Below are 25347 nucleotides of genomic sequence, written 5' to 3'. Positions count from 1 at the left end.
GCCTGGCCGGGCGATACCCGGGCGGCACTCGGCGGCCGAGGCGACCCATAAGGCCCACCCATGGGAACCCATAAGGCGGCCTTATGGGGTCATAGACCCAGCCCGACTACTAACTAAGGTTTGCCTTAGTTTAGGATTCCCGTTGAGTGCCCATGCCACGAAGGGAACCTGATCATGCCTCGCCCTCTGCGGGTAGCCGTTGTGGGAGCCGGCCCTGCCGGTATCTACGCCGCTGACGCGCTGCTGAAATCCGCGGTGGCCGAAGACCCTGGTGTGTCCATCGACCTCTTCGAGCGGATGCCGGCGCCGTTCGGTCTGATCCGGTACGGCGTCGCGCCGGACCATCCGCGGATCAAGGGCATCATCACGGCCCTTCACCAGGTCCTCGACAAGCCGCAGATCCGTCTCTTCGGCAACGTCGACTACCCGGGCGACATCAGCCTGGACGACCTGCGCTCGTTCTACGACGCCGTGATCTTCTCCACGGGAGCGACGGCCGACCGCGCGCTCGACATACCGGGCATCGACCTCGACGGCTCCTACGGCGCTGCCGACTTCGTCTCCTGGTACGACGGTCACCCCGATGTGCCGCGGACCTGGCCGCTCGAAGCGGAGAAGGTCGCGGTCCTGGGCGTCGGCAACGTCGCGCTCGACGTGGCCCGCATCCTGGCCAAGACCGCGGACGAGCTGCTGCCGACCGAGATCCCGCCGAACGTCTACGACGGCCTCAAGGCGAACAAGGCCCTGGAGGTCCACGTCTTCGGCCGCCGCGGTCCGGCGCAGGCGAAGTTCAGCCCGATGGAGCTGCGGGAGCTCGACCACTCCCCGAACATCGAGGTCATCGTCGACCCCGAGGACATCGACTACGACGACGGCTCGATCGCGACCCGGCGCGGCAACAAGCAGGCCGACATGGTCGCCAAGACGCTCGAGAACTGGGCCATCCGCGACGTCGGCACCCGGCCGCACAAGCTGTTCCTGCACTTCTTCGAGTCCCCGACCGAGATCCTCGGCGAGAACGGCGAAGTGACCGGCCTGCGCACCGAGCGGACCGCCCTCGACGGCACCGGTAACGTCAAGGGAACCGGCGAGTTCAAGGACTGGGACGTCAAGGGCGTCTACCGCGCCGTGGGCTACCTGTCCGACGAACTCCCCAAGCTGCCCTGGGACTTGGCGTCGGGCACCGTTCCGGACAAGGGCGGCCGGGTGATCGAGGAGTCCGGCGAGCACCTGCAGTCGACCTACGTCACCGGCTGGATCCGGCGTGGTCCCGTGGGTCTGATCGGCCACACCAAGGGCGACGCCAACGAGACGGTCGCCAGCCTCCTGGACGACCGCGAGAACGGCCGTCTGAGCACGCCCACCTCGCCCGACCCGGAGGCCGTGGACGCGTTCCTCGACGAGCGGAACGTGCGCTATACGACGTGGGACGGCTGGTACCGGCTGGACGCCGCGGAGAAGGCGCTGGGCGAGCCGGAGGGCCGCGAGCGCGTGAAGATCGTGGAGCGCGAGGACATGCTCAAGGCGAGCGGCGCGTAGTCCTTGGCGACAGCGGTGCCTGCCGTTCTGGCAGGAGGTGGTCAGGAGTAGCTGCTCCGATGGCGTACGGTGGTGTCTACCGACGCGGGGTGGAGCAGCTCGGTAGCTCGCTGGGCTCATAACCCAGAGGTCGCAGGTTCAAATCCTGTCCCCGCTACTGCCGACCAGGGCCCGGATCCATTGGATCCGGGCCCTGGTGCGTTCTGGCTCCGTGCGGCGAGCGTGTTTCAGGGGGTCGTGGGCGCTGCCGCCCGGACGGGCTCCCCGATGATGCGGCTCGCCAGTTCGGCGGCCAGCTCGGGGACGGTGAGGCGCAGTTCGGCCTCCGCCGCGGCCCGTTCGGCCTCGATCAGCGCCTGGCCGTCGGCGAGGAGCGCCTCGCGTTCGCGCAGTCCGTCCTCACGGGCGGCGGCTATCAGCGCCGCGCCTTCCTCGCGTGCCGCCTGCGTGACCCTGGCGGCGTCGCGACGGGCCTCGGCGAGCAGGGCCTGGGCGCCGGCGTGTTCGGCGGAGGCCTCCGCCCGGATCGCCTCGGCGCGTTCCAGGGCGCCTTCGGTGCGGTCGGCGCGCTCGGCCAGCACCTGGTTGATGCGGGGCAGGAGGCGCCTGAACCAGAGGAAGACGATGGTGAAGAGGACGAGGGCGACCATCAGGGCGTCGATCTTGGCGTTGAGTGGTCCGAATTTCGTCGGCAGAAGGTACATGCCCCCTGCCTACCCGCTCACGTGTGCCGCCCCAACGCTCATTTGAGTCAGGTTTGGCGGAATGCCGTCCCTGTGACGCCGTGCGGCACCGAATCGACGGCGTACCTGGTTCGTCAGTCGTGCCCCGTGCCGCGTGACCGGCCCGCACCGGCCGGCGGGCGCTGGGGTTCGCCCCGGCGCACGGAACCGGGTGCCCGACGGGCCGGGTGGTTGGCGTGCGCGGACGAGGTGAGCTGCCAGGGCACGCTCGTCACCATCACCCCGGGCGTGAACAGAAGGCGGCTTTTGAGCCAGAGCGCCGACTGATTGTGGAGCAGGTTCTCCCACCAGCGACCGACCACGTACTCCGGGATGAACACGGCGACGATGTCGCGGGGGCTGTCCCGGCGGATGGCGCGCACATACTCGACGACGGGCCGCGTCACCTCGCGGTACGGGGAGTCGATGACCTTCAGCGGGACGTCGATGCCGTATTCGTCCCAGCTCTTGCGCAGGGTGGCGACCTCGTCGCGGTCGACCGACACGGTCAGCGCCTCCAGCCGGTCGGGGTGGGAGGCCCGCGCGTAGGCCAGGGCACGCATCGTGGGCTTGTGCAGCCTGGAGACCAGGACGATCGCCAAGACCCTTGAGGGGGACACGAGTTCGGCGTGCGGGTCCTCGACGGCCAGCTCGGCGGACGTCGTGTCGTAGTGGCGGCGGATGCCGCGCATCATCAGCCACAGCACCGTAGCGGCGAGAACGGCCAGCCAGGCGCCCTCGGTGAACTTGGTGACGAGCACGATCAGCAGGACGAGGCCGGTGACGCACGCGCCGAGGGAGTTGATGGCGCGTGCGGAGTGGTGGCGGCGGCGCACCGCCGGGTCGTGCTCGGTCGCCAGCTCCTGGTTCCAGTGCCGCACCATGCCCAGCTGGGACAGGGTGAACGAGGTGAACACACCCAGGATGTAGAGGTGGATGAGGCTGGTGACGTTGGCCTTGAAGCCCCAGAGCAGCGCGGCGGCTACGACGGCCAGCGCGAGGATGCCGTTGGAGAACGCAAGCCGGTCGCCCCGGTTGTGCAACTGGTGCGGCAGGAAACGGTCCTTGGCGAGGATCGAGGCCAGCATCGGGAAGCCGTTGAAAGCGGTGTTCGCGGCCAGGATCAGGACCAGAGCCGTGGCGGCCTGGATGAAGAAGAACCCGACGCTGTGCTCACCGCCGAAGACGGCGGCCGCCACCTGCGCGATGACCGTGCGCTGCGTATAGCTCCCGCAGTCGCCGTCGAGCCCGGTCAGCCGGCACGCGTCGTCCGTGATGTGCACCTTGCTGATCAGCGCGAGCGTCGTCACGCCGACGAACATGACGACGGCGATGACGCCCATGGCCACCAAAGTGGCCGCGGCGTTCTTGGACTTGGGCTTGCGAAAGGCCGGTACGCCGTTGGAGATCGCCTCCACGCCGGTCAGCGCCGTACACCCCGAGGAGAAGGCGCGCAGCACGAGCATCACCAGGGCCAGGCCCGCGAGATGTGTGTCGGACTTCTGGGGCGTGATGCCGTACGTGGCGGTCTCGGCGACCGGCGCGTCCCCCAGGGCGTACCGGATCAGGCCGGTGATCACCATGATCAGCACGCCGCCGATGAAGAGGTACGTGGGTGCGGCGAAGGTCTTGCCCGACTCGCGTACGCCCCGCAGATTGATGGCGGTGAGGACGGCGACGAAGCCGACGGCCAGCAGGACGCGGTAGTCGTTGAGTGCCGGGAGCGCCGAGATGATGTTGTCCACACCGGAGGCGACGGACACCGCCACCGTCATCACGTAGTCGACCAGCAGCGAGGCGGCTACCACGAGACCGGCCGAGGACCCCAGGTTGGTGGACGCGACCTCGTAGGAGCCACCGCCGCTCGGATACGCGTACACCACCTGCCGGTACGAGAGCACGACCACCGCCATCAGCGCCACCACGGCCGCGGCGATCCACGGCGTGAAGTGCAGATAGGCGAGTCCGCCCAGGGTGAGGACGAGCAGGATCTCCTGGGTCGCGTACGCCACCGACGAGAGCGGGTCGGAGGCGAAGATCGGCAGGGCGAGGCGCTTGGGCAGCAGTGTCTCGCCCAGCTCCTCGCTGCGCATGGCGCGGCCGATCACCAGGCGTTTGATCAGAGCGGGCATGTTGAACACTGCGTGAGCGTATGGCGGACCGTGGCACCGTTCGAGCCTGCGGACGTGTCGGCGGGCCGGGGTACACAAATGGTCCTACGGTCCGGGGAGGGACGAGCCCCCGCCTCGTATGGGTCAGGGACCGGCGTGCCCCTGGAGCGCGTGCGCGAGGCCGTGTTCGGCGTCGTCCGTCAGGGCGCGGTGGTACGCCGTGTCGTACGCGTTGTCACCGGCCGCCTTCCGGGCCTGCTGTTCCCACTGGTCGCGGATCTCCGAGAGCTCCGGGGTGCCGCGGTTCGGGTGGCCGAGCATGCGCCAGTAGGCGTGGCCGGTGCCGGAGGTGCGGGCGGCTTCGACACCGTTGCCCTGGGCCGCGTTGGCACCGGTCAGCAGGTCGAGGCCGAGTGCGATGCCCAGGTTGTCGTTGAGGTTGTGCTTGCTGGTGAGCATGGCGCGGGCGTGGATCTCGGCCTCGTGCGGGCGGCCCTGGAGGAGGTTGATGAAGGCGAGTTGGTGGTCCGCGTAGGACCGGGCCCAGTGTTCGCCGTACTCATGGCTGAGGCGGCGCAGGCTGGTGGCCTTCTCGTGCGCCTCGTCGAGCCGGCCGAGGGCGGAGAGGGCGAAGGCCCTGATCACCAGGCAGCAGAGCTGGGGGGCGCCGGTCGGCGGTGTGCTGGCGCACGTGTTCAGGGCGTGCTCACTGACGTCGTACGCGTCCTGCGGATGCCCCGTCATGAGGTGCGTGAGGCCGAGGGTGTGGGCGGCGAAGAGCACGGATTCGGGGGTGCCGTCCCGCTGCGCGGCGAGGGCGCACTCCTCACCGACGCGCAGGGCGGTCTGGTGGTCGCCCTGGAGGGTGAGGGTGATGCCGAGCGCCCACAGGGCGCGGGTGCGGGACGGACCTTGGGGCGTGTCGAGCCGCAGGGCGCGTTCCAGATAGTCACGCGACTCGTACAGGTGTCCGCAGCAGGGCCAGAACAGGCCGGTGCGTCCCGCCATTTCGACGGCCGTGTCCGCATCCTGGGTGAAGAGGTGGTCGAGCGCGGCGCGTACGTCGGCGTGACTGTCGGAGATGCGGTTGTACCAGGCGACCTGCCGGTCGCTGAGCCAGCCGGCCTCGGCCTGCTCGACGATGCCGGCGAAATGGGCGGCGTGGCGCTCGGCCAGAGCGTGCTGCTCGCCGAGCTCACGGAGCCACAGGGCGCCGTACTCGCGCACCGTGTCGAGCATCCGGAAGCGGGTGCCGTCCCGTTGCAGGACCGACTGGTCGGCGAGCCGTTCCAGGACCGTGGGGATCTCGTCCGCGCCGAGAGGGCCGCCGGCGCAGACGGACCGGGCGTCCGCCTCGTCGACCGGGCCGTGGAAGACCGAGAGTCTGGCCCACACGAGGCGTTCGAGCGGCGCGCACAGCTCGTGGCTCCAGCCGATCGCGGTGCGCAGGGCGCGGTGGCGCCTGGGCCAGATCGTGTCGTCGACGAGGGTGTCCAGGCGCGACGTCAGCCGCTCGGCGATCTCGTCGAGGCTGCTCTCGCGCAGCCGTGCGCAGGCCAGCTCGACGGCCAGGGGGATGCCTTCGAGACGGCGGCAGATACGGGAGATGGTCTCGGCGGCCTCGGGGGAGTCGAGCGGGACGTCCGGGGCGTCCGTGGCGCACCGCTCGCGGAACAGGCGCACCGCCTCGTCGGGGCCGCCCTCCTCGTCGCCCGTGGACAGAGGGGCCACCTCGATGCAGTGCTCGCCCTGGACCCCGAGGGGCTCCCTGCTGGTGGCGAGGACGGTCAGGTTCGGGGCGACGGTGAGGAGTTCGGTCACCAGCTCCCAGCAGGCGTTGAGGACGCGCTCGCAGCAGTCGAGGACGAGGAGGACGCGGCGCCCGGCCAGCCACTCGCCCAGCGCCTCGATGGGGGCCCGCGGATTGTGGTCCAGAAGACCGAGGGCGTCGGAGACCGTGGCGGTGAACAGCCGGTCGTCGTAGAGATGGGAGAGGTCGGCCCACCAGATCCCGTCCGCGTACGCGCCCCGTACCTCCTCGGCGAAGTGCAGGGCGAGCCGGCTCTTTCCGACACCGCCGCTGCCGGTGAGCGTGACCAGCCGGTGTTCCTCCAAGGACCGCCCGACGGCGGCCAGTTCGCTGTCGCGGCCGACGAAACTGGTCATCATGACGGGGAGATTGCCTACCACGGGCCCATCCTGCCGTGCGGCCGCGCGCGGCCCCACCCCCTCGCGAGAAGCGGTCAAAAACGATCAGTTTCAGTCACCGACCGGTCGGCTGGTGAAAGGGCCGGTGTCGGGTCGGCCGGACTGGGTGCTCCCGACCGACCGTCGACCCGCCGACCGACCCGCCGACCGGTCGCCGCGGGCGCCTCCGGGGATCAGCCGCTGACGGACGCCGCGCCGGTCTCGATGTGGCCCGTGTAGCGGCGGGACCACGTCGTGTCCGTGCTGGACGTGATCGTGAAGTCGTACCAGCCGTTCTGGTTCGCCACGGCGTTGAAGAAGTCCTCCGTCGAGCCGCCGGCGGGGACCGTGTAGTTCCAGGGGCCGTCCGAACGGTAGTTGTTCGACGTGATGGTGAACTGGGCTTCCGCGGAACCCGAGTTGGTCATCCTGAACCAGATGGCCGTCTTGCCGGTGCCGGACTCCACGGCGAACCGGGCGGCGACCTCGATCGCCTTGCCCGCCTTCGTGGCGTCGCCCGTGAAGCGGCGCAGGAAGCGGTTCGGCCCTGCCATCGTGATGTCGTACGCGCCCGCCCCGTAGCCCGCGCCGATGTTGAAGAAGTCCGTGGCCGTGCCGCCCGCGTCGACCGTGTACTGCCACGGCGTCGTGTCACGGTAGGCGTTCGGGTGGATGGAGAGGTGGGCGGCGCTGCGTGCCGGGGAGCCCTGGTTCGCCATGGAGAACCACGCGAGGATCTTGCCGGCGGCACCGAACTCGAAGTGGTCGAGGTTGCCGTTCGGCTGGTAGGGGAGGGCGCGCGCGGGGCGAGTGCCGGGCTCCTGGCTGGGCAGGGCGTTCGTCTGGGGCGCGGGGTTGGGCAGCGGGCCGCAGGTGTCGTACCCGATGACCTCGGTGGCGGGCAGGCCGGACGGCATTCCGTACACGGGCCGGGCGAAGTCGAACACGCCCGTCAGGTCGCCGGTGACCTTGCGGCGCCACGCGCTGATGTTGGGGCAGGTCGCCGGAGTGCCGAGGGCGGTCGTCCAGGTCTCCATGAACCGCAGGACGGACGTGTGGTCGAAGACCTCCGAGGAGACCCAACCACCCCTGGTCCAGGGGGACATGACGACCATCGGGACGCGGAAGCCGAGGCCGAAGGGCGTTCCGTCGAGGAACTCGCCGGGCGTTCCGGCGGGAGGTGACGGCGGCGGTACGTGGTCGAAGAAGCCGTCGTTCTCGTCGTAGTTGAGGAAGAGGACGGTCGAGTCGAACACCTCGGGGGATGCGGCCAGGGCGCGGTGGACGAGGTCCACGAAGTGGGCTCCGTCGCCGGGCGGGGCGTAGGGGTGCTCGGAGAACGCCTGGTTGGCGACGACCCAGGAGACCTGGGGGAGGTTGCCGGCCAGCGCGTCCGCCTTGATCGCGGCGGCGATGTCGTCGGGCGTGGAACCGGTCACCGCGGGGACGGAGGACATGCCGCGGTCGTGCAGCGGGTCACCGGGCTTGGCGCCGGCGATCTTCGAGAAGTAGGCGAGACCGTTGTCGCCGTAGTTGTCATTGGCATTCTGGTAGACCTTCCAGCTGACACCGGCCCGCTGGAGCGCCTCGGCGTACGTCTCCCAGGTCAGCCCCGACTCGTCGCCGCCGTCGTGGCTGGAGCCGTCGACCTTGCCGCTCCACAGGTAGGTGCGGTTGGGTCCGGTGGCGCTGAGGGTGGAGCTGAAGTAGGCGTCGCACACGGTGTAGTTGTCGGCCAGCGCGTAGTGGAACGGTATGTCGCCGCGGTCCAGGTAGCCGAGGCTGCGCACGTTGCCGACACCGGCGACCCAGTGGTCGAGCCGGCCCTTGTTCCACGCGGAGTGCTGGGAGGACCAGCTGTGCGGCAGGTCACCGTTGCACTGGGCGAGCGTCTCGCCGTCCGCGCCGCCCGCGGCCGGGGTGGAGCTGAGTTTCCACGGGTACTGGCGGCCCAGGCCGTTCGGCTGGTTGAAGACGGGCTGCCCGCCGGAGAGTGTGATGCCGCTGCGGTCACCGAACCCGCGGACGCCCTTGAGGCGGCCGAAGTAGTGGTCGAAACTGCGGTTCTCCTGCATGAGGATCACCACGTGCTTGACGTCCTTGACGGTGCCCGTGGTGGCTGCGCCCGCTCTGGTGGCGGGCAGCGCGGCGCCGGCGGCGATCCCGGCGCCCAGTGCGACAAAACCTCTGCGGCTGATCGGTGTCATCGGTTCACCCTTGTCTCACGCGTACGTCCTGACACAACGGGCGCAAGAGTGCCGACATTCAATGGTCTGCGGCTAGACCTCTACAGGGTCGAGTTTGTGAACACCGGGTTCCGGCCGGTGGTCGCCGGCCGGACGCGGTCAGTGAGTGGAGGGGCTGTCGGGCGTCGGTGCCGCTATGACGAGGGCGTCGACCGCGAGGGCTCCTTCCGGTGAGACGCGGACCGGGTTCAGCTCGATCTCGCCGATGTCGCCACGGTCGGCGATCAGCTCGGAGACGGCGACGACGACCGCCGCCAGCGCGTCGACGTCGACCGGCCGTCTGCCACGCCAGCCGGCCAGCAGTGGCCAGGACCGGAGCCGGCGGATCATCTCGCGCGCGGTGTCGTGGGAGCAGGGGGCGAGTTCAAGCGCGAGGTCCTGACTGAGCTCGGCCTGGACTCCGCCGGCGCCTACCACGACGACGGGACCGAACGACGGGTCGCGGCGCGCGGCGACGATCACTTCGACCACGTCGGTGCGCCGGTCCATCTCCTCGACCACGTACCCGTGCGGCCCGAGCCGCGCCACCATGTCGTCGTACGCGGCGCCGAGCGCGGCGGAATCGCCCAGCCCGGTCGCGACACCGCCGTGCTCCGTCTTGTGCTCCAGCCAGTCGGCTTTGAGCACGACCGGTGCCGAGAGGGACCGCATCGCGCCGCCAGGATCCGGCGCACCCGGCGCGATCCCGACCGCGGGCGGGAACGGAACTCCCGCGTCGGCCAGCAGCCGTCGGGCGGCCAGATACCCACTGCCTGGGGGTACTTGACGCTCACGCGCGGGCACGCGGCCTGCGCGCGGGCGGGGTGCCTGAGTGAAGCGGTGCGCCGTCGCCACCGCCCGCAGTGCCGCCTCGACGTCGGCGAAGGTCGGCACCCCCGCCGCGTGCAACTCCCTCACCGTCTCCGTATGTTCGGCCATCGAGTGCACCACGACCGGAATCGCCCGCTCGGCGGCCAGGGAGCCGATGGCCCGCGCGACCCGCGACTCGGCCGTCTGGTGTTCGGGGATGTCGCGACCGTAGCTGCCGAAGTAGCCACTGAGCACGACGGCATCGGTGACCGAGCTGTCGGCGAGGACCGCCGGTGTCGACGCGTACGTGGAGATGTCGTCCTCACCCGCGCCGGCGAGGTCGACGGGGTTCGCGACCGCGGCGTGCGGCGGCAGCCGGTCCGCGAGGCGCTCCTGGAGAGCCGGGGGAAACTCGGCGACGGTCAGGCCGAGCCGTGACGCGGTGTCCGCGCCGACGGCGCCCTGTCCGCCGCTGTCGGCCACGATCGCGACCCGACGCCCCCGCACCGGCGCGCATCGGCTCAACAGCTGTGCCGCGTCGACGAGTTGGGCCGGTGTGTCGACGCGAACGGCGCCGACCGTGCGGCAGGCGGCGTCCACGACGTCGAGGCCTGACGTCATGGCTCCGGTGTGCGAGCGGGCCGCCTGCTGTGCGGCCCTGCTGTCGCCGACCGTCAGCAGGAGCACCGGCTTGCCCGCCTCACGCAGGTGGTCCAGGGCGTCCAGAAGCCGCTCACCGTCGCCGAAGCTCTCCAGATAGACGGCGACGACGCGGGTGGCTTCGTGGTGGGCCAGGTCGGCGAGCAGTTCGGCGGCGCACACGTCGAGCTGGCTGCCGACGGACACGAACCTGGAGACACCGATGCCGGCGCTCGCGGCCATCCCCGCGATCTCCAGGCCCAGCTGTCCGCTCTGCGACACGATCGCGAGGCCGCCGGGTGTGAATCGGCCCCAGGCCAGCTCCAGTTCGCTCGACGCGTCGTAGAGACCGAGGCTGTTCGGCCCGAGGAGCCGGGAGCCGCTCTCCGCGATCACGTCACCGATCGCGGCCTCGTCCTCGACGCCCGCGGTGATCGCGAGCAGACCGGGCACGCCGAGCGCGACGGCCCGGGAGACGCCGTCGGCCAAGGCTGGGGAAGGGACGGCGAAGGCGACCAGATCGGGAACCTCGGGCAGTGCGTCGAGGCCCGGGAGGGTGGCGCGGCCGAGGACCTGGCCGCCGCGCGTGTTGACCAGGTGTACGCGGCGCCGGTGCGCGCCCGCGACGGCGCCGCGGGCGAGCCAGTGGCCCCACTTGGCCGGGTTGTCGGTGGCGCCGACGACGGCGACCGACTCCGGGGCGCGGAAGACGTCGAGAGTGGTCATGACTTCGCGAGCGCCCTGGAGATGACCAGCCGCTGGATGTCGGAGGTGCCTTCCTCGATCTCCTCCAGCTTCGCGTCACGCATCCACTTCTCGGCGAGGAACTCCTGCGAGTAGCCCCAGCCGCCCAGCGTCTGCACGGCGGCCCACGTGTTGAACATGGCGTTCTCCGAGCCGGTCAGCTTCGCCATCGCCGACTCGGCGGTGACCTTCTCGCCCTGGTCGAAGAGGCGTGCCGCGCGCATCGTCACCAGATGGGCGGTGTCGGCGCGGGTCGCCATGTCGGCGAGCCGGAACGCGACCGCCTGGTGCTCGATGATGGGCACGCCGAACTGCACGCGCTCCTGGGCGTACTCCACGGCCAGGTCGAGGGCGGCCCGGCACAGGCCCGCGCAGGACGCGCCGATCAGGATCCGGGAGGCGTCGAAGGTGCGCATCAGCCCGGAGAAACCCTGGCCCTCGGCGCCGAGCCGGTCGGCGGCGGGGACGCGTACGTTGTCGAGGAACACCTCGGCGTTGACGATGGCGCGCTGCCCCATCTTGCGCATCGGCCTGCCCACGGTCAGTCCGGGCGTGTCCCGGTCGATGACGAACGCGGTCACGCCACGCGCGCGGAGCGACGGGTCGACCGTGGCGAACACGACGAACCGCTGTGCGTATGGGGCGTTGGAGATCCACGCCTTCTGGCCGCTGAGCACGTAGTGATCGCCGTCGCGCACCGCGCGGGTGCGGATGCCGGCGGCGTCCGAGCCGTGGTCGGGTTCGGTGACGGCGAGCGCGGTCAACGGGGGTGTGTCGGTGGTGAGGGGCCGCAGCCACCGCTCCTTCTGCGCCTGCGTGCCGAGTTCGAGGACGGGATCGGCGAAGAAGCCGCTGGAGGTCAGGAGGTTCCCGATGCCGATGTCGCCGTGGCACAGCTCCTGCTGTACGAGCACCTGCGTGACCATGTCGGTCACTCCGCCGCCGCCGAACTCCGCGGGGATCATGAAAGCGGCCAGTCCCGTCCTCGCGGCCTTGTCCCACAGGTCCAGCGGAGACTCGGTCTGGGCGTCGTCGACGGCGCGGGCGCGGGGACGGATCTCGGCGGCGGCGAAGTCGCGGGCGAGCCGGATGAAGTCGTGCTGCTCGGCGGAGAGGCCGAGCGCGTCGCGTACGGGGTAGGGCATGGCGAACTCCGTGGTGGGAGGGTTATTGAGGGGCTTTGACACTCACTGGGGGACGCGCTCGTGCGAGGGCGCGTGCTCGGCGACGGCCGCCGTCTCCTGGGGCGTGACGGTGAAGAACCGTGGTGCGATGCGGCCGTACGCCAGCATCAGCAGGTAGCCGAGGAGGAGCGTCCCGACTCCGATGACGAAGACTCCGCCGATGCGCCAGTGGGGTGCGAAGGGGAGAGTCCAGGACGTGTAGCTGTTCACCGGGTCCCAGTCGTTCTTCAGGCTCCACAGCCCGGCCGCGACGAGGGTCAGGCCGCCGATCGCGGGGAGGGTGAGGCGCAGCCAGAAGTCGGCGGCACTGTGTCGCCACTGGGTGCGGTGGGCCCAGGCCGAGGTGAGGCCCGTGAGGCCGTAGTAGAACGCGATCATGAGCCCGCAGGAGGAGACGGCGTCGCCGATGACCTGGCCGTGGCTCAGGAAGTTCATGACGACGTAGCAGACCGCTCCCGCGACTCCGGTGGCGATGGTGCTGAACTGCGGGATCGAGTAGCGCGGGTGGACCTTCGCGAAGATGCGCGGCGCGGCTCCGCGGCCGCCCATGGCCAGGAGGGTGCGCCCCAGGGAGAGCACGGTCGTCTCGGTGGACGCGGCGGCGGAGGACAGCACCATCAGGACGAGCAGATGCCACAGGAAGGAGCCGAGGCCGCTGTCGCCGAAGACGGCCTTGCCGATGGCGGAGAAGACGTCCCCGAAGTTGTCGGGGTTGCCGAGGCCCGCGCCGGTCGTGCCGATGCCGGCGAAGGCCAGGGTCGCCACCGTCGCGACGAGATAGAGCACGAGCAGCATGACCGTGGAGGAGACGGCGGCGACGCCGGGTGTCCGGTGCCGGTCGGTGGTCTCTTCGTTGACGGTGAGCGCGGTCTCCCAGCCCCAATAGATGAACAGCATCAGGACCAGGCCGCTGACGAATGCGCCGGGTGAGGAGATCTCGAACGGGTTGAGCCAGGACCAGTGCGGATGCCGTGCGCCGGCACCGGCGTTCCCCGTGTAGACGCGTACGAGGGCGACGACCGAGAAGACCGCGAGCATGGCGAACTCAAGGAAGAGCAGGGCGCGTTGGACGGCTGCCGCCACCTCGATGCCGCGGTAGCAGACGGCCGTCATGAGGGCGATCCAGCCGAGTCCCACCAGCAGGACCCAAGGGCTGGACGGGTCGGAGCCGATGCCTTTCGCGCCGAAGAGGATGAACACGTACTGGCCCGCGACCTGGGCCAGGCTGGCCATCACCAGGGTGAACGAGGTGATGATGGCCCAGCCGCCCATGAAGCCGACGCGCGGGCCGAGGACGCGGGTGGCCCAGGTGAAGATGGTTCCGCAGTCCGGCTCCTGGCGGTTGAGGGCGGCGTAGCCGAAGGAGACGAACAGGATCGGGACGAAGGCGAGCACGACGATCGACGGCGCCTGGAATCCGACGAAGGCGACGATGAACGCGAGAGTCGCGGCGAGGCTGTAGGCCGGGGCGGCGGATGCCACCGAGAGGATCAGGCTCGTGGTCATGCCGAGGGCACCGGTGCGCAGGCCCTTGTCCTGCGAGCTGTCTGGTGCTGTATCCGAAGTGGTGTCAGGTGACGTTGCCATGGGCGAACCCCCTGTCCGGGGTGGGCGGCGAATCGCAAGATTGATGCGTGGGTCAATGATGCTGTCGGGGGAGGGTGTGTCAAGGCTTCCGGGCAGATTCATCGCAACGATTGACTGATGGATCAGTCTTGCGACATGCTCTGCGGCCATGTGGGAACAGACCGAAATGGACCTGGTCGAATCCGAGGTGGTCGTCGTGGGTGGCGGCTACGCGGGACTGGCCGCAGCTCTTCGACTCCACGACGCGGGCGTCGACTTCACGCTCGTCGAGGCCGCCGACCGGGTGGGCGGCCGCGTGCTCACCGAGATCCGGGCCGACGGCGTCACGCTCGATCACGGCGGCCAGTGGGTCGGCCCGACCCAGACACATCTGCTCGCCCTCGCGGACCGCTTCGGCTGCGCCACCTTCCCGACCTGGGAGACGGGCAAGCACGTCGAGGTGTGGCACGACGGCGGCACCGTCCCCTACCTCGGCGCGGCACCGGCCGACGGCCCCGGCATCGCGGAGTACACCCGCGTCAGCGAAGTCCTCGACGAGCTCGCCCGGACCGTGGACACCCGACAGCCCTGGCGCACGACCCGATTCGCGGAGTGGGACGCCCAGACGGCCGAGTCGTTCTTCCGTGCGCAGACCGACGACCCGGACGCCCGGCGCCGCCTGGCACTCGCCGTGCAGGGTCTGTGGTGCGCGGAGCCGTACGAGATCTCCCTGTTCCACGTGCTGTTCTACATCGCCGCCGCCGGCGGGTACGAGCAGCTCATGGAGACGCGGGACTGCGCCCAGGACAGCCGCTTCGTCACCGGTGCGGCGGGTCCGGCCCGCGCCGTCGCCGACCTCCTCGGCGGGCGCGTCCGACTCGGCGAGCAGGTGCAGTCGATCGAGTACGACGAGGGCGGCGTCCGCGTGAGGACGGCGTCCAAGGTGTTCGAGGCCCGCAGGGCGATCGTCGCGCTGCCGCCCCAGGCGGTCCGCACCGTCCGCTTCACTCCGGGGCTCCCCGTCAGCAGGGACGGATGGCTGTCCCACAGTCCGATGGGACGCGTCGCCAAGGTCCACGCGGTGTACGACGCCCCGTTCTGGCGGGCGGCCGGACTCTCGGGCGTCGCCACGCTCTACGACGACGGGCCGATCGGCGTCGTGTTCGACAATTCACCGGACGACGCCTCCCGGGGCGTGCTCGTCGGCTTCGTGTACGGCGACCGCGTCACGGACTGGAGCGACCTCGACGAGGCCCGCCGCCGCACGGCCGTGCTGGAGAGCTTCACCACCGTCGTCGGGGAGCGCGCGGCACGTCCACTCGACTACACGGAGAAGATCTGGTCGCGGGACACCTTCGCGCGGGGTGGCTACGAGGCGTACGTAACTCCCGGTGGCTGGACGGGATACGGCCGTCGCGGCTGGCGGGAACCCACCGGGACCGTGCACTGGGCCGGAACCGAGACGGCTAGTGTGTGGAACGGCTACATCGACGGTGCCATTGCGTCGGGCCTGCGAGCGGCCGACGAGGTCGTGTCGGCACTCTCATCGCAACCGGAAGGCTGAACGGACCCAGCGCAATGACGTCGATCCAAGGCGGGGCACAGGACATCGCGGACGACACCGCGACCCTCGCGGACCGGGCGCGGCTCGTGGTGCTTTCGGCGCCCATCAGCCAACGGGAGTTCGCCGACCGCGTGGGCATGGATCCCACCGCGCTGTCCAAGGCACTGCGCGGCAACCGCCGCCTCCAGGACCACGAGGTCGCCGCGATCGCGCAGGTCGGCAAGGTGTCGCAGCGGTATCTGCGGACCGGTGCGGGAAGGCCGCCCGTCGCGCGCGGCGGAGCGGGTGGCGGGCAGCCCGCGCGCCGCCGCGCCGACGCCGTGGACGCCGACCTCCGCCGCGCCCAGATCCTGGAAGCCACCGCCCGCCTCATCGCCCGCCGCGGGTTCCACAAGGTGCGGGTCGCCGACATCGCCCGCGCGTGCGGGACCAGCACCGGCACCGTCCATTATCACTTCCCGACGAAGGACGACGCGCTGCGGGCCGCTCTCGTCTTCTACGCCGACCGCTTCCACGCGCGCCTCGAAGAGGAGTTCAGGACGGCCGACACCACCGTCGAGAAGCTGCGCCGGCTGATCGAGGTGCAGCTGACGACCACCGACGAGGACGCCGACGAGTGGTCGGTGTGGGTGCAGTCGTGGAACGAGGCCATCCTCGACCCGACCCTCAGGGAAGGCCAGAAGGGCGTCCACGTCCGCTGGCGCGAAATCGTGCTCGACCTGCTGCGGACCTGCCAGCAGGAGGGGATGGCGCGGGGCGCGGACGCGGAGGCCATGGCCAGCCGCTTCACCAGCATGGTCGACGGCATGGCGATCCAGGTCCTCGCGGGGACGGGCGACATGGACGCGGCACGGATGCGCGAGCTGCTCCTGGACGCCTTCGAGCCGTACATCACGCTGCGCTAGCGGGACTCGACGCAGGACCTCGGGCGTCGCGTCAACTGCCGTCGGCGGCCCGCTCGATCGCGGCGACGACCGCTTCCACCGCGGTGTCGTAGAGGGCCTTCTGGCTGACGGAGCTGAGCTGGTCGATGTGGGCCCGGGTGGCCGGGTACTCGTCCGCGGGCAGATGCGCGTAGACCCGCGTCCACGCGGTGGCGTCCTTCTCCCGCACCTCGGGGTCCAGTGAGCTGAGCGCCGCGGAGTGGGCGCAGAGTCCGAGGGTGGTGTCGACGAAGGTCCTGTAGTACAGGACGGCCGCGGCGGGGGCGAGCCCCGAGCGCGTGAACGTGGCGAGCTGCAGCTCGACCAGCCGGGCCTCGCACGGACCTCCCGTGGTGCGCGCGAAGGTCAGCACGGTGATCGCCGGGAAGCGCGTCTGCACCTGCCAGGTGGCCTCGGCGATCCGGCGCAGCGTGTCCTGCCAGGGCTCGTCGTCGGGCACCTCGCCGATCTCGCCGAGGATGGTCTCGATGGTGCGCTCGCACACGGCGAGGAGCAGCTCGTCCTTGTCACGGAACAGCCGGTAGAGCACGGCCGCGTCGACGTCGAGCTCCTGGCCGAGCCTGCGCATCGTCAGGCCGGCGACACCCTCCCGCTCGGCGAGCGTGAACGCGGCGTTCACCGCCGCCTCCTGCCGCAGGGTCCTGCGCTCCCGCCGCGTGGGCTGCCGCGCGGCGTCGCCCCCGGACCGCTCGGTCGGGGCCGCGGTCGCGGTGTTCTTCGCCATGGCGGAACTTTACCAAGGTTCGTCGGCAGAACTGACAACACCGTTGACAACGTCGTTGCGCATCGGGTTCGGTGTCCCCGTCACACCGATCGGCAGGCCGTCGAGCGGTCGTGCCGGTCCGTCCACCAGAGTCAGGAACCCCATGAGCCGCCACCTACGTCTTGCCCTCGTCCAGGCACCTGCGGAATCCTTCGAGCAGTTCGCCGAGGGCCTGCGGCTGCGCATGAAGTCGCCCAATGCGGCCGACCTCGTCGTCTATCCCGAGGCGCATCTCTACTCGCTGGGCACGGACTCGATGTCCGCCGAGGAGCTGTACGACGCCCACGCGGAGCCGCTGGACGGCCCGCGCGGGAAGGCGCTGGGAGCCCTGGCCCGCGAGCTGGGGATCTGGCTCGTCCCCGGGACGGTCCTCGAACGCGCCGCGGACGGCAGCGTCTACAACACCGCCGTGGTCTACGACCCGGCCGGCGAACTCGTCGCGAGCTACCGGAAGATCTTCACCTGGCGCCCCTACGAACCGGTGTGCGTCGGCCGGGACTTCGTCGTCTTCGACATACCCGGACACGGCCGCGTCGGCCTCTCGATCTGTTACGACAGCTGGTACCCCGAGCTCACCCGCCACCTCGCGTGGATGGGCGCCGAGCTGGTGATCAACGTGGTCCAGACGCCGACCGCGGGACGCGCCCAGGAAATCCCGATCAACCAGGCCAACGCGATCGTCAACCAGGTCTGGGTGGCCAGCGTGAACGGCGCGGGCCCCACGGCCCACGGCCGCAGCCTCCTGGTGGACCCCGAGGGACACGTCCAGGTCGCCGCCGCCGGCATGGAGGACGTCACGCTGACCAGCGTCGTCGACTTCGACCGCGTCGCGGCCGCGCGGAAGTACGGGACCTGTGGCGACTCCTGGCCGTGGGACCACTTCACCGCCGGTGACACCCCGCTGGAGCTGCCGCTCTACAACGGCCTCATCGACCCCGCCACATGGCGGCCCGCCGTCTCCCGCGAAACCCCCGACGACCTGCGCCCCACCGGACACACGGTCTTCGCGCGCCCCGCCGAGGAGTTCGGCGATGAGTGACACCTCCGTGCGCCTCACCCCGAAGCTGTCGCTGACGTCGGTGGTCGCCTTCGGCCTCGCCTACATGGCGCCCAGCATGGTCATGGTGATCTTCGGTGTGATCTCCGCGGCCAGCTCGGGCGCCGCGCCGACCGCGCTCCTCGTCGCCACCGGCGCCATGTTCCTCACCGCGCTGAGCTACGCGAAGATGGCCCGCCACTACCCGACGTCCGGCTCGGCGTACGTCTACACCAGGAACCTGTTCGGGTCACCCGTCGGTTTCCTCGTCGGCTGGGCCGTGCTGCTCGACTACCTGTTCCTGCCGATGGTCGCCTGGCTCGTCCAGTCGATCTACTTGAACGCGCAGTTCCCCAGCATCCCGGTCTGGGTGTGGATGCTCCTCAACGCCGGCCTGACCACGCTCGTCAACGTCATCGGGCTCACCCTGACCGACCGCGTCAACAAGCTCCTGACCGGTCTGGCCGTGTTCATCGTGCTCCTCTTCGTCGCGTACTGCCTGGTCCACCTCGGACACCACGCCCCGAAGTCCTACACGCAGCCGCTGTGGAACAGCGGGAGCAGCCTCGGCGGCATCTCGGCGGCCGCCGCCATCGCGGCCTACTCCTACCTGGGATTCGACGCGGTGACCACGCTCTCCGAAGAGACCCACGACGCGCGGCGCACCATCCCCCGGGCCGTCGTCCTCGTCATCGCGATCGGCGGACTCCTCTTCGCCGCCGTGGCCTACGTCATGCAACTCGTCCACCCGGGCGGCGTGTTCGAGGACCCGGAGGTCGTCTCGTACGCGATGTCCATCGAGGTCGGCGGCCAGACGTTCGCCGACTGGACCAACATGGCCGGCATCGTCGGCGGGTTCGCCTCGGGCCTCGCCGTCCAGCTCAGCTCCAGCCGCCTGCTCTACACCATGGGCCGTGACGGCGTGCTGCCCAAGCGCTTCTTCGGGGCGCTGCACCCGAGGACCAGGACCCCGGTGCTCTGCCTCCTGCTCACCGGCGCCATGTGTGTGCTCGGCCTCGACATCTCCCTCGCGACCGCGACGTCGTTCATCAACTTCGGGGCGTTCCTCGCCTTCACCGCGGTCAACGCCTGTGTGGTCGTCTACTTCGTCCGCCACCGCGGCGAGGGCGGTGTGAAGGTACTGGGCTACGTCGTCGCGCCCGCGCTCGGCGCCTGCGTCACCGTCTACCTGATGACCCAGCTCAGCGCGGTCGCCCTCACCATCGGACTGTGCTGGCTCGCCGCGGGAGGCGCCCACCTGCTGTGGCTCACCCGCGGATTCAGCCGCCCCACACCGGAGTTGAGCATGGGAGAAGGCTCCTAAGGCTCGTCACGTCCGTGGCTAGACCAGGTCGAGGGACAGCTCGCACCACACCGTCTTTCCGTTGCCGCGGGGTTCGATGCCCCAGGCGGTGGCGAGCTCCTCGATGAGCATCATGCCGCGGCCGGAGGTGGCCCTTTCCGGGGCGGCCCGGCGCCGGGGCGACGCCGTCGACGTGTCGCTGACGGCCAGACGCAGGCCCCGGCCGCTGTGCCGTACCGGTCTGGCCGTCAGTGTGGCGCTGCCGTCGGTGTGCACCAGGGCGTTGGTGGCGAGTTCGCAGGCGAGGAGTTCCGCCGTGTCGCTGAGAGCCTCCAACGACCAGCTGTGCAGCGCCTCGCGCAACGCGATCCGCGCGTTGCGCAGGGCGTCGGGATCGCTGGGGGAGATGACCGCCTCCATACGCGGTGCCGGAGACGCCTTCCCCCGGGAACGCTGCAGCACCAGGAGAGCCACGTCGTCCTCCTCACCGGTGTAGGTGGCCATGGTGTCCAGCAGATGGTCGGCGAGAGCGTCGGGCTGCCCAGGCCCGGCCCTCAGCGCGTCGAGGAGCCGCTCTCGCCCCTGGTCGAGGTCCTCGGCGCGCGACTCGATGAGCCCGTCCGTGCACAGCACCAGGGTCGAGCCGGGTTCGACGACGGTCTCGAAGACCGGGTACGCGGGCTGGCCACCCGGCGTGTTGAGACCGAGGGGGAGGCCACCGGGGGTGTCGAGCCAGGCACAGCTTCCGTCCGGGCCGCGCAGCACGGGCTCCGGATGGCCCGCGCGCACCACCGAGGTCATCCCCGTGAGCGGATCGACGAGGGCCATGAGACAGGTGGCGAACCGGTCGGTGTCGAGTTCGGCGAGGAAGGCGGACGCGCGCGCCATGGCCGTGGAGGGCGGATGCCCCTCGGCGGCGTACGCGCGCAGAGCGATGCGCAGCTGCCCCATCACGGCGGCGGCCGTCACATCGTGACCCTGCACGTCGCCGACGACGACGGCGATCCGGCCGTCGGGCAGCGTCAGCGCGTCGTACCAGTCGCCACCGATGCCACCCCGGGCCCGCGTGGGCCGGTAACGGGTCGCGAGGTGCACGCCGGGCACGTGCGGCAGGATCCCGGGCAGCATCGCCGTCTGCAGCCCCGCGGCGAGCTCGTGCTCCTGGTCGTAGAGCAGCGCCCGCTGGAGCGACTGGGCGATGACCTTGCCGAGCGCCGTCAGTACGGTCCGCTCGTCCGGCGGGAAGCTGGCCCGCCCCTCGTACGTGAGCCCGACGGCGCCGATCGGGGTGTCCTGCGCGATCAGCGGCAGGTACACCGCTGCCGCGGCGTCCGGGAACTGCGACATGTACGGCGTCAGCGCCGGAAAGCGGGCGATGAAATCCAGCCTGTTCGTCACGAACACGGCCTCACGGGTGCGAGCCGCCTCCGTCAGTGGCAGCGGCTCACTCAGACGTGCCAGGTGAAAGTCCTGGATGAGGCCCTCGTGGACGCCGTTGGAGCCCACCAGTTCCATGCGGCCGTTGTCGATCAGGCCCAGGAGGACGCTGGAGGCGCCGATCCGCTCCATCAGCCGCGAGTCGGTGAGGGCCTCCGCGACGTCCTCCACGGTCACGGTCGGCACGAGGGCGTCGCTGACGTGGACGACGACGTCGGACGGACGGTGGCGCTCCTCCCGGGCCTGCCGCAGCAGCTCGGTCTGGTCCACCGCCCGCAGTTCCTGGCTCGCGTCACGGATGATCCCGATGACCCGCACCGGACGGCTGTGCTCGTCCCGGACGATGTGACCTTGCGTGTGAGTCCACTGCAGTCGCCCGTCGGGGCGCCGCACCCGGAAGTAGAGGCTGAATCCGGAGCGCTCCCGCAGCGCCCTGTCCACCAGCTCCTCGATGGCCGGCACCTCGCTGGGCACTATCCGCTCGCCCAGACTGGCCAGGCGCCCGTCGAACTCGCCGGGCCGGAACCCCATGACGGCCAGGCCCCCGTCGTCGTACTGGATCAGTCCCGCGTCCACGTCCCACGAGAAGGTGCCCATGCCGTTGACCGCAAGGGCGACGTGGGCGGCGGCCTCGGGATCACTCTGTGTATCGGGCACGCCGCTCGGTTCGAAGGGGCGATCCATGAATCCTCCTGGCCCGTACGCCCTCGGCAACCGAGGGCGCGCCGGTTCACGGCTGCGCCGGGCGTGGCCTCACCTCCTCATTCTGCGCGGAATCGCGGTGGGTCGCCTGTCAGGCCCCGGGCCCCGGGTGCGCGCGGCTCGTCACCTGGTGGAGCGGTTGCGCCTGCGCCGGACAGCCCTGATGAGGAAGGGCACAGAGGCGAGGCTGAGCAGGGCGACGGCCGCTTCCAGGTGGCGGGAGAGGCCGGACGACGCTTTCCCGGACGTGGAAGCCGCGGCGACAGCACCGTGGTGGGCCGAGTCGGGGCGACCTGTCGCGGAGGGCGAGGCCGACCCTCGCAGCTGCCCTGCCGTCAAAGCCTGTGGAGCGGCGTCGAAGCCCCAGTCCAGGAGTTCGCGGCTCTCTTCGTAGACGGCGTTGGCCGAGGTGTCCTGCGGATTCATGATGGTGATCAGGATCGTGCGGTTGTGCCGGGTCGCGGCGGCGACGAGCGTGTTTCCGGCCTCGGACGTGTATCCGTTCTTCACACCGATCAGGCCCGGATAGGGCTCCACGCCGTGGGATCCGACCAGGAGGCGGTTGGTGTTCTGGATGCCGAAGGAGTTGGGGCCGCCCGCGGCCGGGAACTGGGCCGACTTCGTCCCGCAGTAGCGACGGAAGTCCGCGTTCCGCAACCCTGCCCTCGCGAACAGCGACAGGTCGTACGCGGATGAGTACTGGCCTGGGGTGTCGAACCCGTCGAGGGAGCGCACCGCGGTGTCGTGCGCGCCGAGCCGGTCCGCGGTGGCCTGCATCCGCGCGAGCGCGAGATCCGGTCCGCCGTTCAGTCGGGCGAGCGTGTGCACCGCGTCGTTGCCGGAGCTGAGGAAGACACCGCGCCACAGGTCGCCGACGGTGTAGCTGGTTCCCTCGTGCACGCCGACGAGACTGCTGCCGGGAGCGACGTCGTCGATGTCGGCGGTGACGGCCGTGTGCTCTGTGGTGGCGGGCAACTGCGGCAGCAGAGCCAACGCGAACAACGTCTTGAGGGTGCTGGCCGGGGCCAGGCGGAGGTGCGGCTCCTTGGCGGCCAGCAGATTGCCGCTGCCGACGTCGGTGACCGTCCAGGACAGAGCGGACACCTCCGGTGCGTCCGGCGTCCCCGGCGCGTTCTGGACCTGACCGCTCACCCCGTCGGAGCGGGGCACCGCGGCCGCGACGCCGCCGACCGGGCCGACCGCGATCGCCGCACCGGCGAGGGAGGCGACAACTGACTTGGTAATACAGGGGTAAAAGCCTACGAATCGTGCCATGACGGAAACTTAGGATCGCCGCTCTCCCCCTGCCATCGCGCTTACGCCATTCGGCGGGGGCCGGATGACTCCATGTCACATTGCGGGGCTCTCGTCTCACCGGGTGGCGGCGGTGGGTGCGAGGGCGGCCTGTCGCGCGCGTACGCAGTCAGGGTCGCCGCGGGGGCGGTGCCTCGGCTGGACTTCCCGCGCCATCGTGATTTCGCGTACGCGGTACGGGATCTGATGTGCCGTGACAGCTGCGGGGGAGCGCAGCCAGTCGGCAGCGCGGGGTGTACCTGGTCGACCGCCGCACCATGGCGACATGGGTGGCCGGATCGCGACCACTGTGGGAACTGCTGCCCAGGGTCCCGCCGCCGGAGAGACCGTCTGCGCTGTCGCGGCAGCGGCGTCGTGAGGGCGTTGTGACGAGGCGCCGTGCGTGGTGCAACCTGCCGCGGTGACCTGCGAGACTTTGCCGGTGAGCCATTCCCGCCGCCCCTTGGGCACCGGACCGAGCCCCGACGAGGCCACTGAGCCCGCGCGCGCCGTACGAGGCCGCACGGCCGCGGAGCGAGCGGGTGCCGCCCCGCAGCCTTTCGACCCCGAGCCGTCCTCCGCCGACGATGCGGAGCTGACGGACTCCGGCCGGCGCAGACTCGGCGTCGGCCCGTGGTGGCGGGGCGACGATCCGGACGTGTAGAACTATCCGGCCCCGGCGACGGCCGCCGACCTCGGCTTCCGCGAGGGCTTGGTCAGTAACTCTCTTTCGTGGAAAGGGAGTTACAGGTCACGGCTTGCGGGCCAGGCCGCCGTGCTCGGCGATGAGCTGCGGGGCCGGGGAGTCGGATTCCGGGCGCCAGAACGGCACCGAGACCACGCCGGGTTCCAGGAGTTCGAGGCCGTCGAAGAACGCCGTGATCTCGTCGACCGGGCGCAGGAAGTAGGGGACGGCGCCCGAGCTGTTGTAGCCGTCCTGGGCCTGCTCGAAACCGGCGTCGATGCCGCGCGACCCGTCGTTGATGGAGAGGTAGCTGCCCGACGGCAGTCCGTCCATCAGCCGCTTGACGATGGTCCGCGCCTGCTCGTAGTCGCCCATGTGGCCCAGGATGTTGCTGAGGATCAGGGCCGTGGGGCGCGTGAGGTCCAGCGTCTCGGCCGCCGCCGCGAGGATGCGGTCGGGGTCGGCCAGGTTCGCGTCGACGTAGGCGGTCGCACCCTCGGGGGTCGAGGTGAGCAGCGCGCGGGCGTGCGCGAGGACCATCGGGTCGTGGTCGACGTACACGATCTTGGTCTCGGGGGCGATCCGCTGGGCGACCTCGTGGGTGTTGTCCCCGGTCGGCAGGCCGGTGCCGACGTCGAGGAACTGGCGGATGCCCGCCTGGGAGACCAGGTACGAGATGTTGCGGCGGAGGAAGGCGCGGCTGCTGCGGGCGATGGTGGAGATGCCGGGGAACAGTGCGCTGTACGCGTCCCCCGCCTCCTCGTCGACGGGGTAGTTGTCCTTGCCGCCCAGCCAGTAGTTCCAGATCCGGGCCGAGTGCGGAACCGACGTGTCGATCTTCTGGTGAGCCGCAGCTCCGGGCGTCGTCGCGTGGTCCGTCATGGTTACCGTCCGTCTTCCAACCGAGGCGTGAACTGTTTCCACCGCATAACCTACGTCCCAACAAACGCAGTACGCACACCAGTTCATGCGATCGGACGGAAACGGTGCTCGAACCGTCGTCGCGTCGCAGCCGGCATGGGCGCGGCGTGCCCATCGCGGAGTTGATGACTTTCGCAGTCGTCGGACGCGCGGTCACCTTCGGGGCTTCTGGGGTGCTTCTGACGGCGGACGCGGAGCGCTTTCGCGGACGGCCGGGCGGACGCCTCCGGCTGTCAGCGGTTGAAGTGGTGCAGTGTGTCGTTGAGTTGCCCGGGCGTGAGTGCGGGGGAGGGGAGCGGCGGCGTCGGTGCGGCGCGGAGGCTGTCGCAGAGGAGCGCGAGGGGGCGGCGCCAGGCGTCGGGGTTGGTCGCCGTGGCGAGCGCGGGGACCGCGCGGCCGAGCGCGGCCAGGGCGAAGAGCACGTCCTCGGTGGTGACGTCGGGGCGGATGATGCCCTGGTGGCGACCGCGTTCGAGGAGGAGTTCCATGGTGCGGTGGTTGTGGGCGTGTACGGCCTCCAGTGACTCGACGCCCTCGAGGTGGGTGGTCATGAGGTCGTTCGTCCCGCGGTCGGTGGCCAGGACGGTGAAGACGGCCTGGAGGTAGCCGGTCAGCCCGGTCCAGGCGTCGTCGACGGCCCGGGCGCGGTCGCCGGCCTCCATCGTGCCGGTCAGCTGGTCGCGGAAGACCGCGTCGACGAGTGCGGCGCGGTGGGGGAAGTGCCGGTACAGGGTCGCGTTTCCCACGCCGGCGCGCCGGGCGATCACGTCCAGCGGCGCGTTGAGGCCCAGTTCGGTGAACACCTCGTGGGCGGCTTCGATCAGCAGGTCCCTGTTGCGCCGCGCGTCTCGGCGACGGACGGGTGCGCCGGCGCCCGAACCGTCCTTGCCACGGCCAGTTCTGCCGCTGCCGCTGCCGCTGCCGGTGTCCGTGGTTCCGCCCGGGCGGTCCGTGCTGTCTGCCATCTTCATC

18 protein-coding genes, 1 tRNA gene and 1 pseudogene are annotated in these 25347 nt (G+C 70.5%); 8 read left to right on the top strand and 12 right to left on the bottom strand.

From position 1 onward, the window contains the following. The first annotated feature begins 174 nt into the window (after window positions 1–174). Complete coding sequence (locus LGI35_RS06385) at window positions 175–1539, top strand: FAD-dependent oxidoreductase (RefSeq protein WP_227292921.1); 1365 nt, start codon at window positions 175–177, stop codon at window positions 1537–1539. Window positions 1540–1622: 83 nt separating this feature from the next. Further along, window positions 1623–1696: transfer RNA gene (locus LGI35_RS06380), tRNA-Met, on the top strand. Between the two features lie 70 nt (window positions 1697–1766). On the opposite strand, the gene LGI35_RS06375 is transcribed toward LGI35_RS06380, so the two are convergent. From LGI35_RS06375 to LGI35_RS06345, 7 genes are all read right to left on the bottom strand, one after another. Next, on the bottom strand, window positions 1767–2243 hold the full coding sequence (locus LGI35_RS06375; RefSeq protein ID WP_227292920.1) for a F0F1 ATP synthase subunit B family protein: 477 nt from the start codon (window positions 2241–2243) through the stop codon (window positions 1767–1769). Window positions 2244–2356: 113 nt separating this feature from the next. After that, window positions 2357–4393 carry an APC family permease gene (locus LGI35_RS06370; protein WP_227292919.1) on the bottom strand — a complete coding sequence of 679 codons (2037 nt, stop codon included), beginning with the start codon at window positions 4391–4393 and terminating at the stop codon, window positions 2357–2359. A 123-nt stretch (window positions 4394–4516) separates the two neighbouring features. Continuing rightward, complete coding sequence (locus LGI35_RS06365) at window positions 4517–6541, bottom strand: ATP-binding protein (RefSeq protein ID WP_227292918.1); 2025 nt, start codon at window positions 6539–6541, stop codon at window positions 4517–4519. Window positions 6542–6753: 212 nt separating this feature from the next. Beyond that, window positions 6754–8766, bottom strand: a complete 2013-nt coding sequence (locus LGI35_RS06360; RefSeq protein ID WP_227292917.1) for a phosphocholine-specific phospholipase C — start codon at window positions 8764–8766, stop codon at window positions 6754–6756. Between the two features lie 138 nt (window positions 8767–8904). Then, window positions 8905–10959 (bottom strand): acetate--CoA ligase family protein, encoded by a 2055-nt coding sequence (locus LGI35_RS06355; protein WP_227292916.1) that lies wholly within the window; start codon window positions 10957–10959, stop codon window positions 8905–8907. Further along, window positions 10956–12122 carry an acyl-CoA dehydrogenase family protein gene (locus LGI35_RS06350; protein WP_227292915.1) on the bottom strand — a complete coding sequence of 389 codons (1167 nt, stop codon included), beginning with the start codon at window positions 12120–12122 and terminating at the stop codon, window positions 10956–10958. The genes LGI35_RS06355 and LGI35_RS06350 overlap by 4 nt, the downstream gene beginning before the upstream one ends. 42 nt (window positions 12123–12164) lie before the next feature. Next, on the bottom strand, window positions 12165–13748 hold the full coding sequence (locus LGI35_RS06345; protein WP_227292914.1) for an APC family permease: 1584 nt from the start codon (window positions 13746–13748) through the stop codon (window positions 12165–12167). A gap of 148 nt (window positions 13749–13896) precedes the next feature. Between LGI35_RS06345 and LGI35_RS06340 the strand changes: the two genes are divergently transcribed. Both LGI35_RS06340 and LGI35_RS06335 read left to right on the top strand, forming a co-directional pair. Continuing rightward, entirely contained in the window at window positions 13897–15291 is a 1395-nt protein-coding gene (locus LGI35_RS06340) for a flavin monoamine oxidase family protein (protein ID WP_227292913.1), read from the top strand. 14 nt (window positions 15292–15305) lie between these two features. Then, complete coding sequence (locus LGI35_RS06335; RefSeq protein WP_227292912.1) at window positions 15306–16196, top strand: TetR/AcrR family transcriptional regulator; 891 nt, start codon at window positions 15306–15308, stop codon at window positions 16194–16196. Window positions 16197–16227: 31 nt separating this feature from the next. Here LGI35_RS06335 and LGI35_RS06330 read toward each other — a convergent pair whose 3' ends face one another. Then, entirely contained in the window at window positions 16228–16959 is a 732-nt protein-coding gene (locus LGI35_RS06330; protein WP_227292911.1) for a TetR/AcrR family transcriptional regulator, read from the bottom strand. A 142-nt stretch (window positions 16960–17101) separates the two neighbouring features. On the opposite strand from LGI35_RS06330, the gene LGI35_RS06325 reads away from it, so the two are divergent. Continuing rightward, entirely contained in the window at window positions 17102–18037 is a 936-nt protein-coding gene (locus LGI35_RS06325) for a carbon-nitrogen hydrolase family protein (protein WP_227292910.1), read from the top strand. Then, window positions 18030–19358 (top strand): APC family permease, encoded by a 1329-nt coding sequence (locus LGI35_RS06320; protein WP_227292909.1) that lies wholly within the window; start codon window positions 18030–18032, stop codon window positions 19356–19358. The genes LGI35_RS06325 and LGI35_RS06320 overlap by 8 nt, the downstream gene beginning before the upstream one ends. Before the next feature lie 18 nt (window positions 19359–19376). Here LGI35_RS06320 and LGI35_RS06315 read toward each other — a convergent pair whose 3' ends face one another. Next, a complete protein-coding gene (locus LGI35_RS06315; protein WP_227292908.1) occupies window positions 19377–21458 on the bottom strand; it encodes a SpoIIE family protein phosphatase in 2082 nt (693 codons plus the stop codon). A 141-nt stretch (window positions 21459–21599) separates the two neighbouring features. Continuing rightward, entirely contained in the window at window positions 21600–22751 is a 1152-nt protein-coding gene (locus LGI35_RS06310; protein ID WP_227292907.1) for a D-alanyl-D-alanine carboxypeptidase family protein, read from the bottom strand. Window positions 22752–23026: 275 nt separating this feature from the next. Between LGI35_RS06310 and LGI35_RS46570 the strand changes: the two are divergent. Together LGI35_RS46570 and LGI35_RS06300 are read left to right on the top strand one after the other, a co-directional pair. Further along, window positions 23027–23131 (top strand): annotated as a pseudogene (locus LGI35_RS46570) (restriction endonuclease); the annotation flags it as partial. An 80-nt stretch (window positions 23132–23211) separates the two neighbouring features. Continuing rightward, complete coding sequence (locus LGI35_RS06300; protein ID WP_227292906.1) at window positions 23212–23433, top strand: hypothetical protein; 222 nt, start codon at window positions 23212–23214, stop codon at window positions 23431–23433. Between the two features lie 87 nt (window positions 23434–23520). Here the strand turns inward: LGI35_RS06300 and LGI35_RS06295 are convergent, their stop codons facing one another. Further along, complete coding sequence (locus LGI35_RS06295) at window positions 23521–24336, bottom strand: SAM-dependent methyltransferase (RefSeq protein WP_227292905.1); 816 nt, start codon at window positions 24334–24336, stop codon at window positions 23521–23523. Between the two features lie 272 nt (window positions 24337–24608). Next, a complete protein-coding gene (locus LGI35_RS06290; protein WP_227292904.1) occupies window positions 24609–25346 on the bottom strand; it encodes a TetR/AcrR family transcriptional regulator in 738 nt (245 codons plus the stop codon). Between the last annotated feature and the right edge of the window lies 1 nt (window position 25347).

It is taken from the genome of Streptomyces longhuiensis (assembly GCF_020616555.1).
GTDB classification, from domain to species: Bacteria; Actinomycetota; Actinomycetes; order Streptomycetales; family Streptomycetaceae; genus Streptomyces; species Streptomyces longhuiensis.
This window is presented reverse-complemented; position numbering and strand designations above follow the sequence as displayed.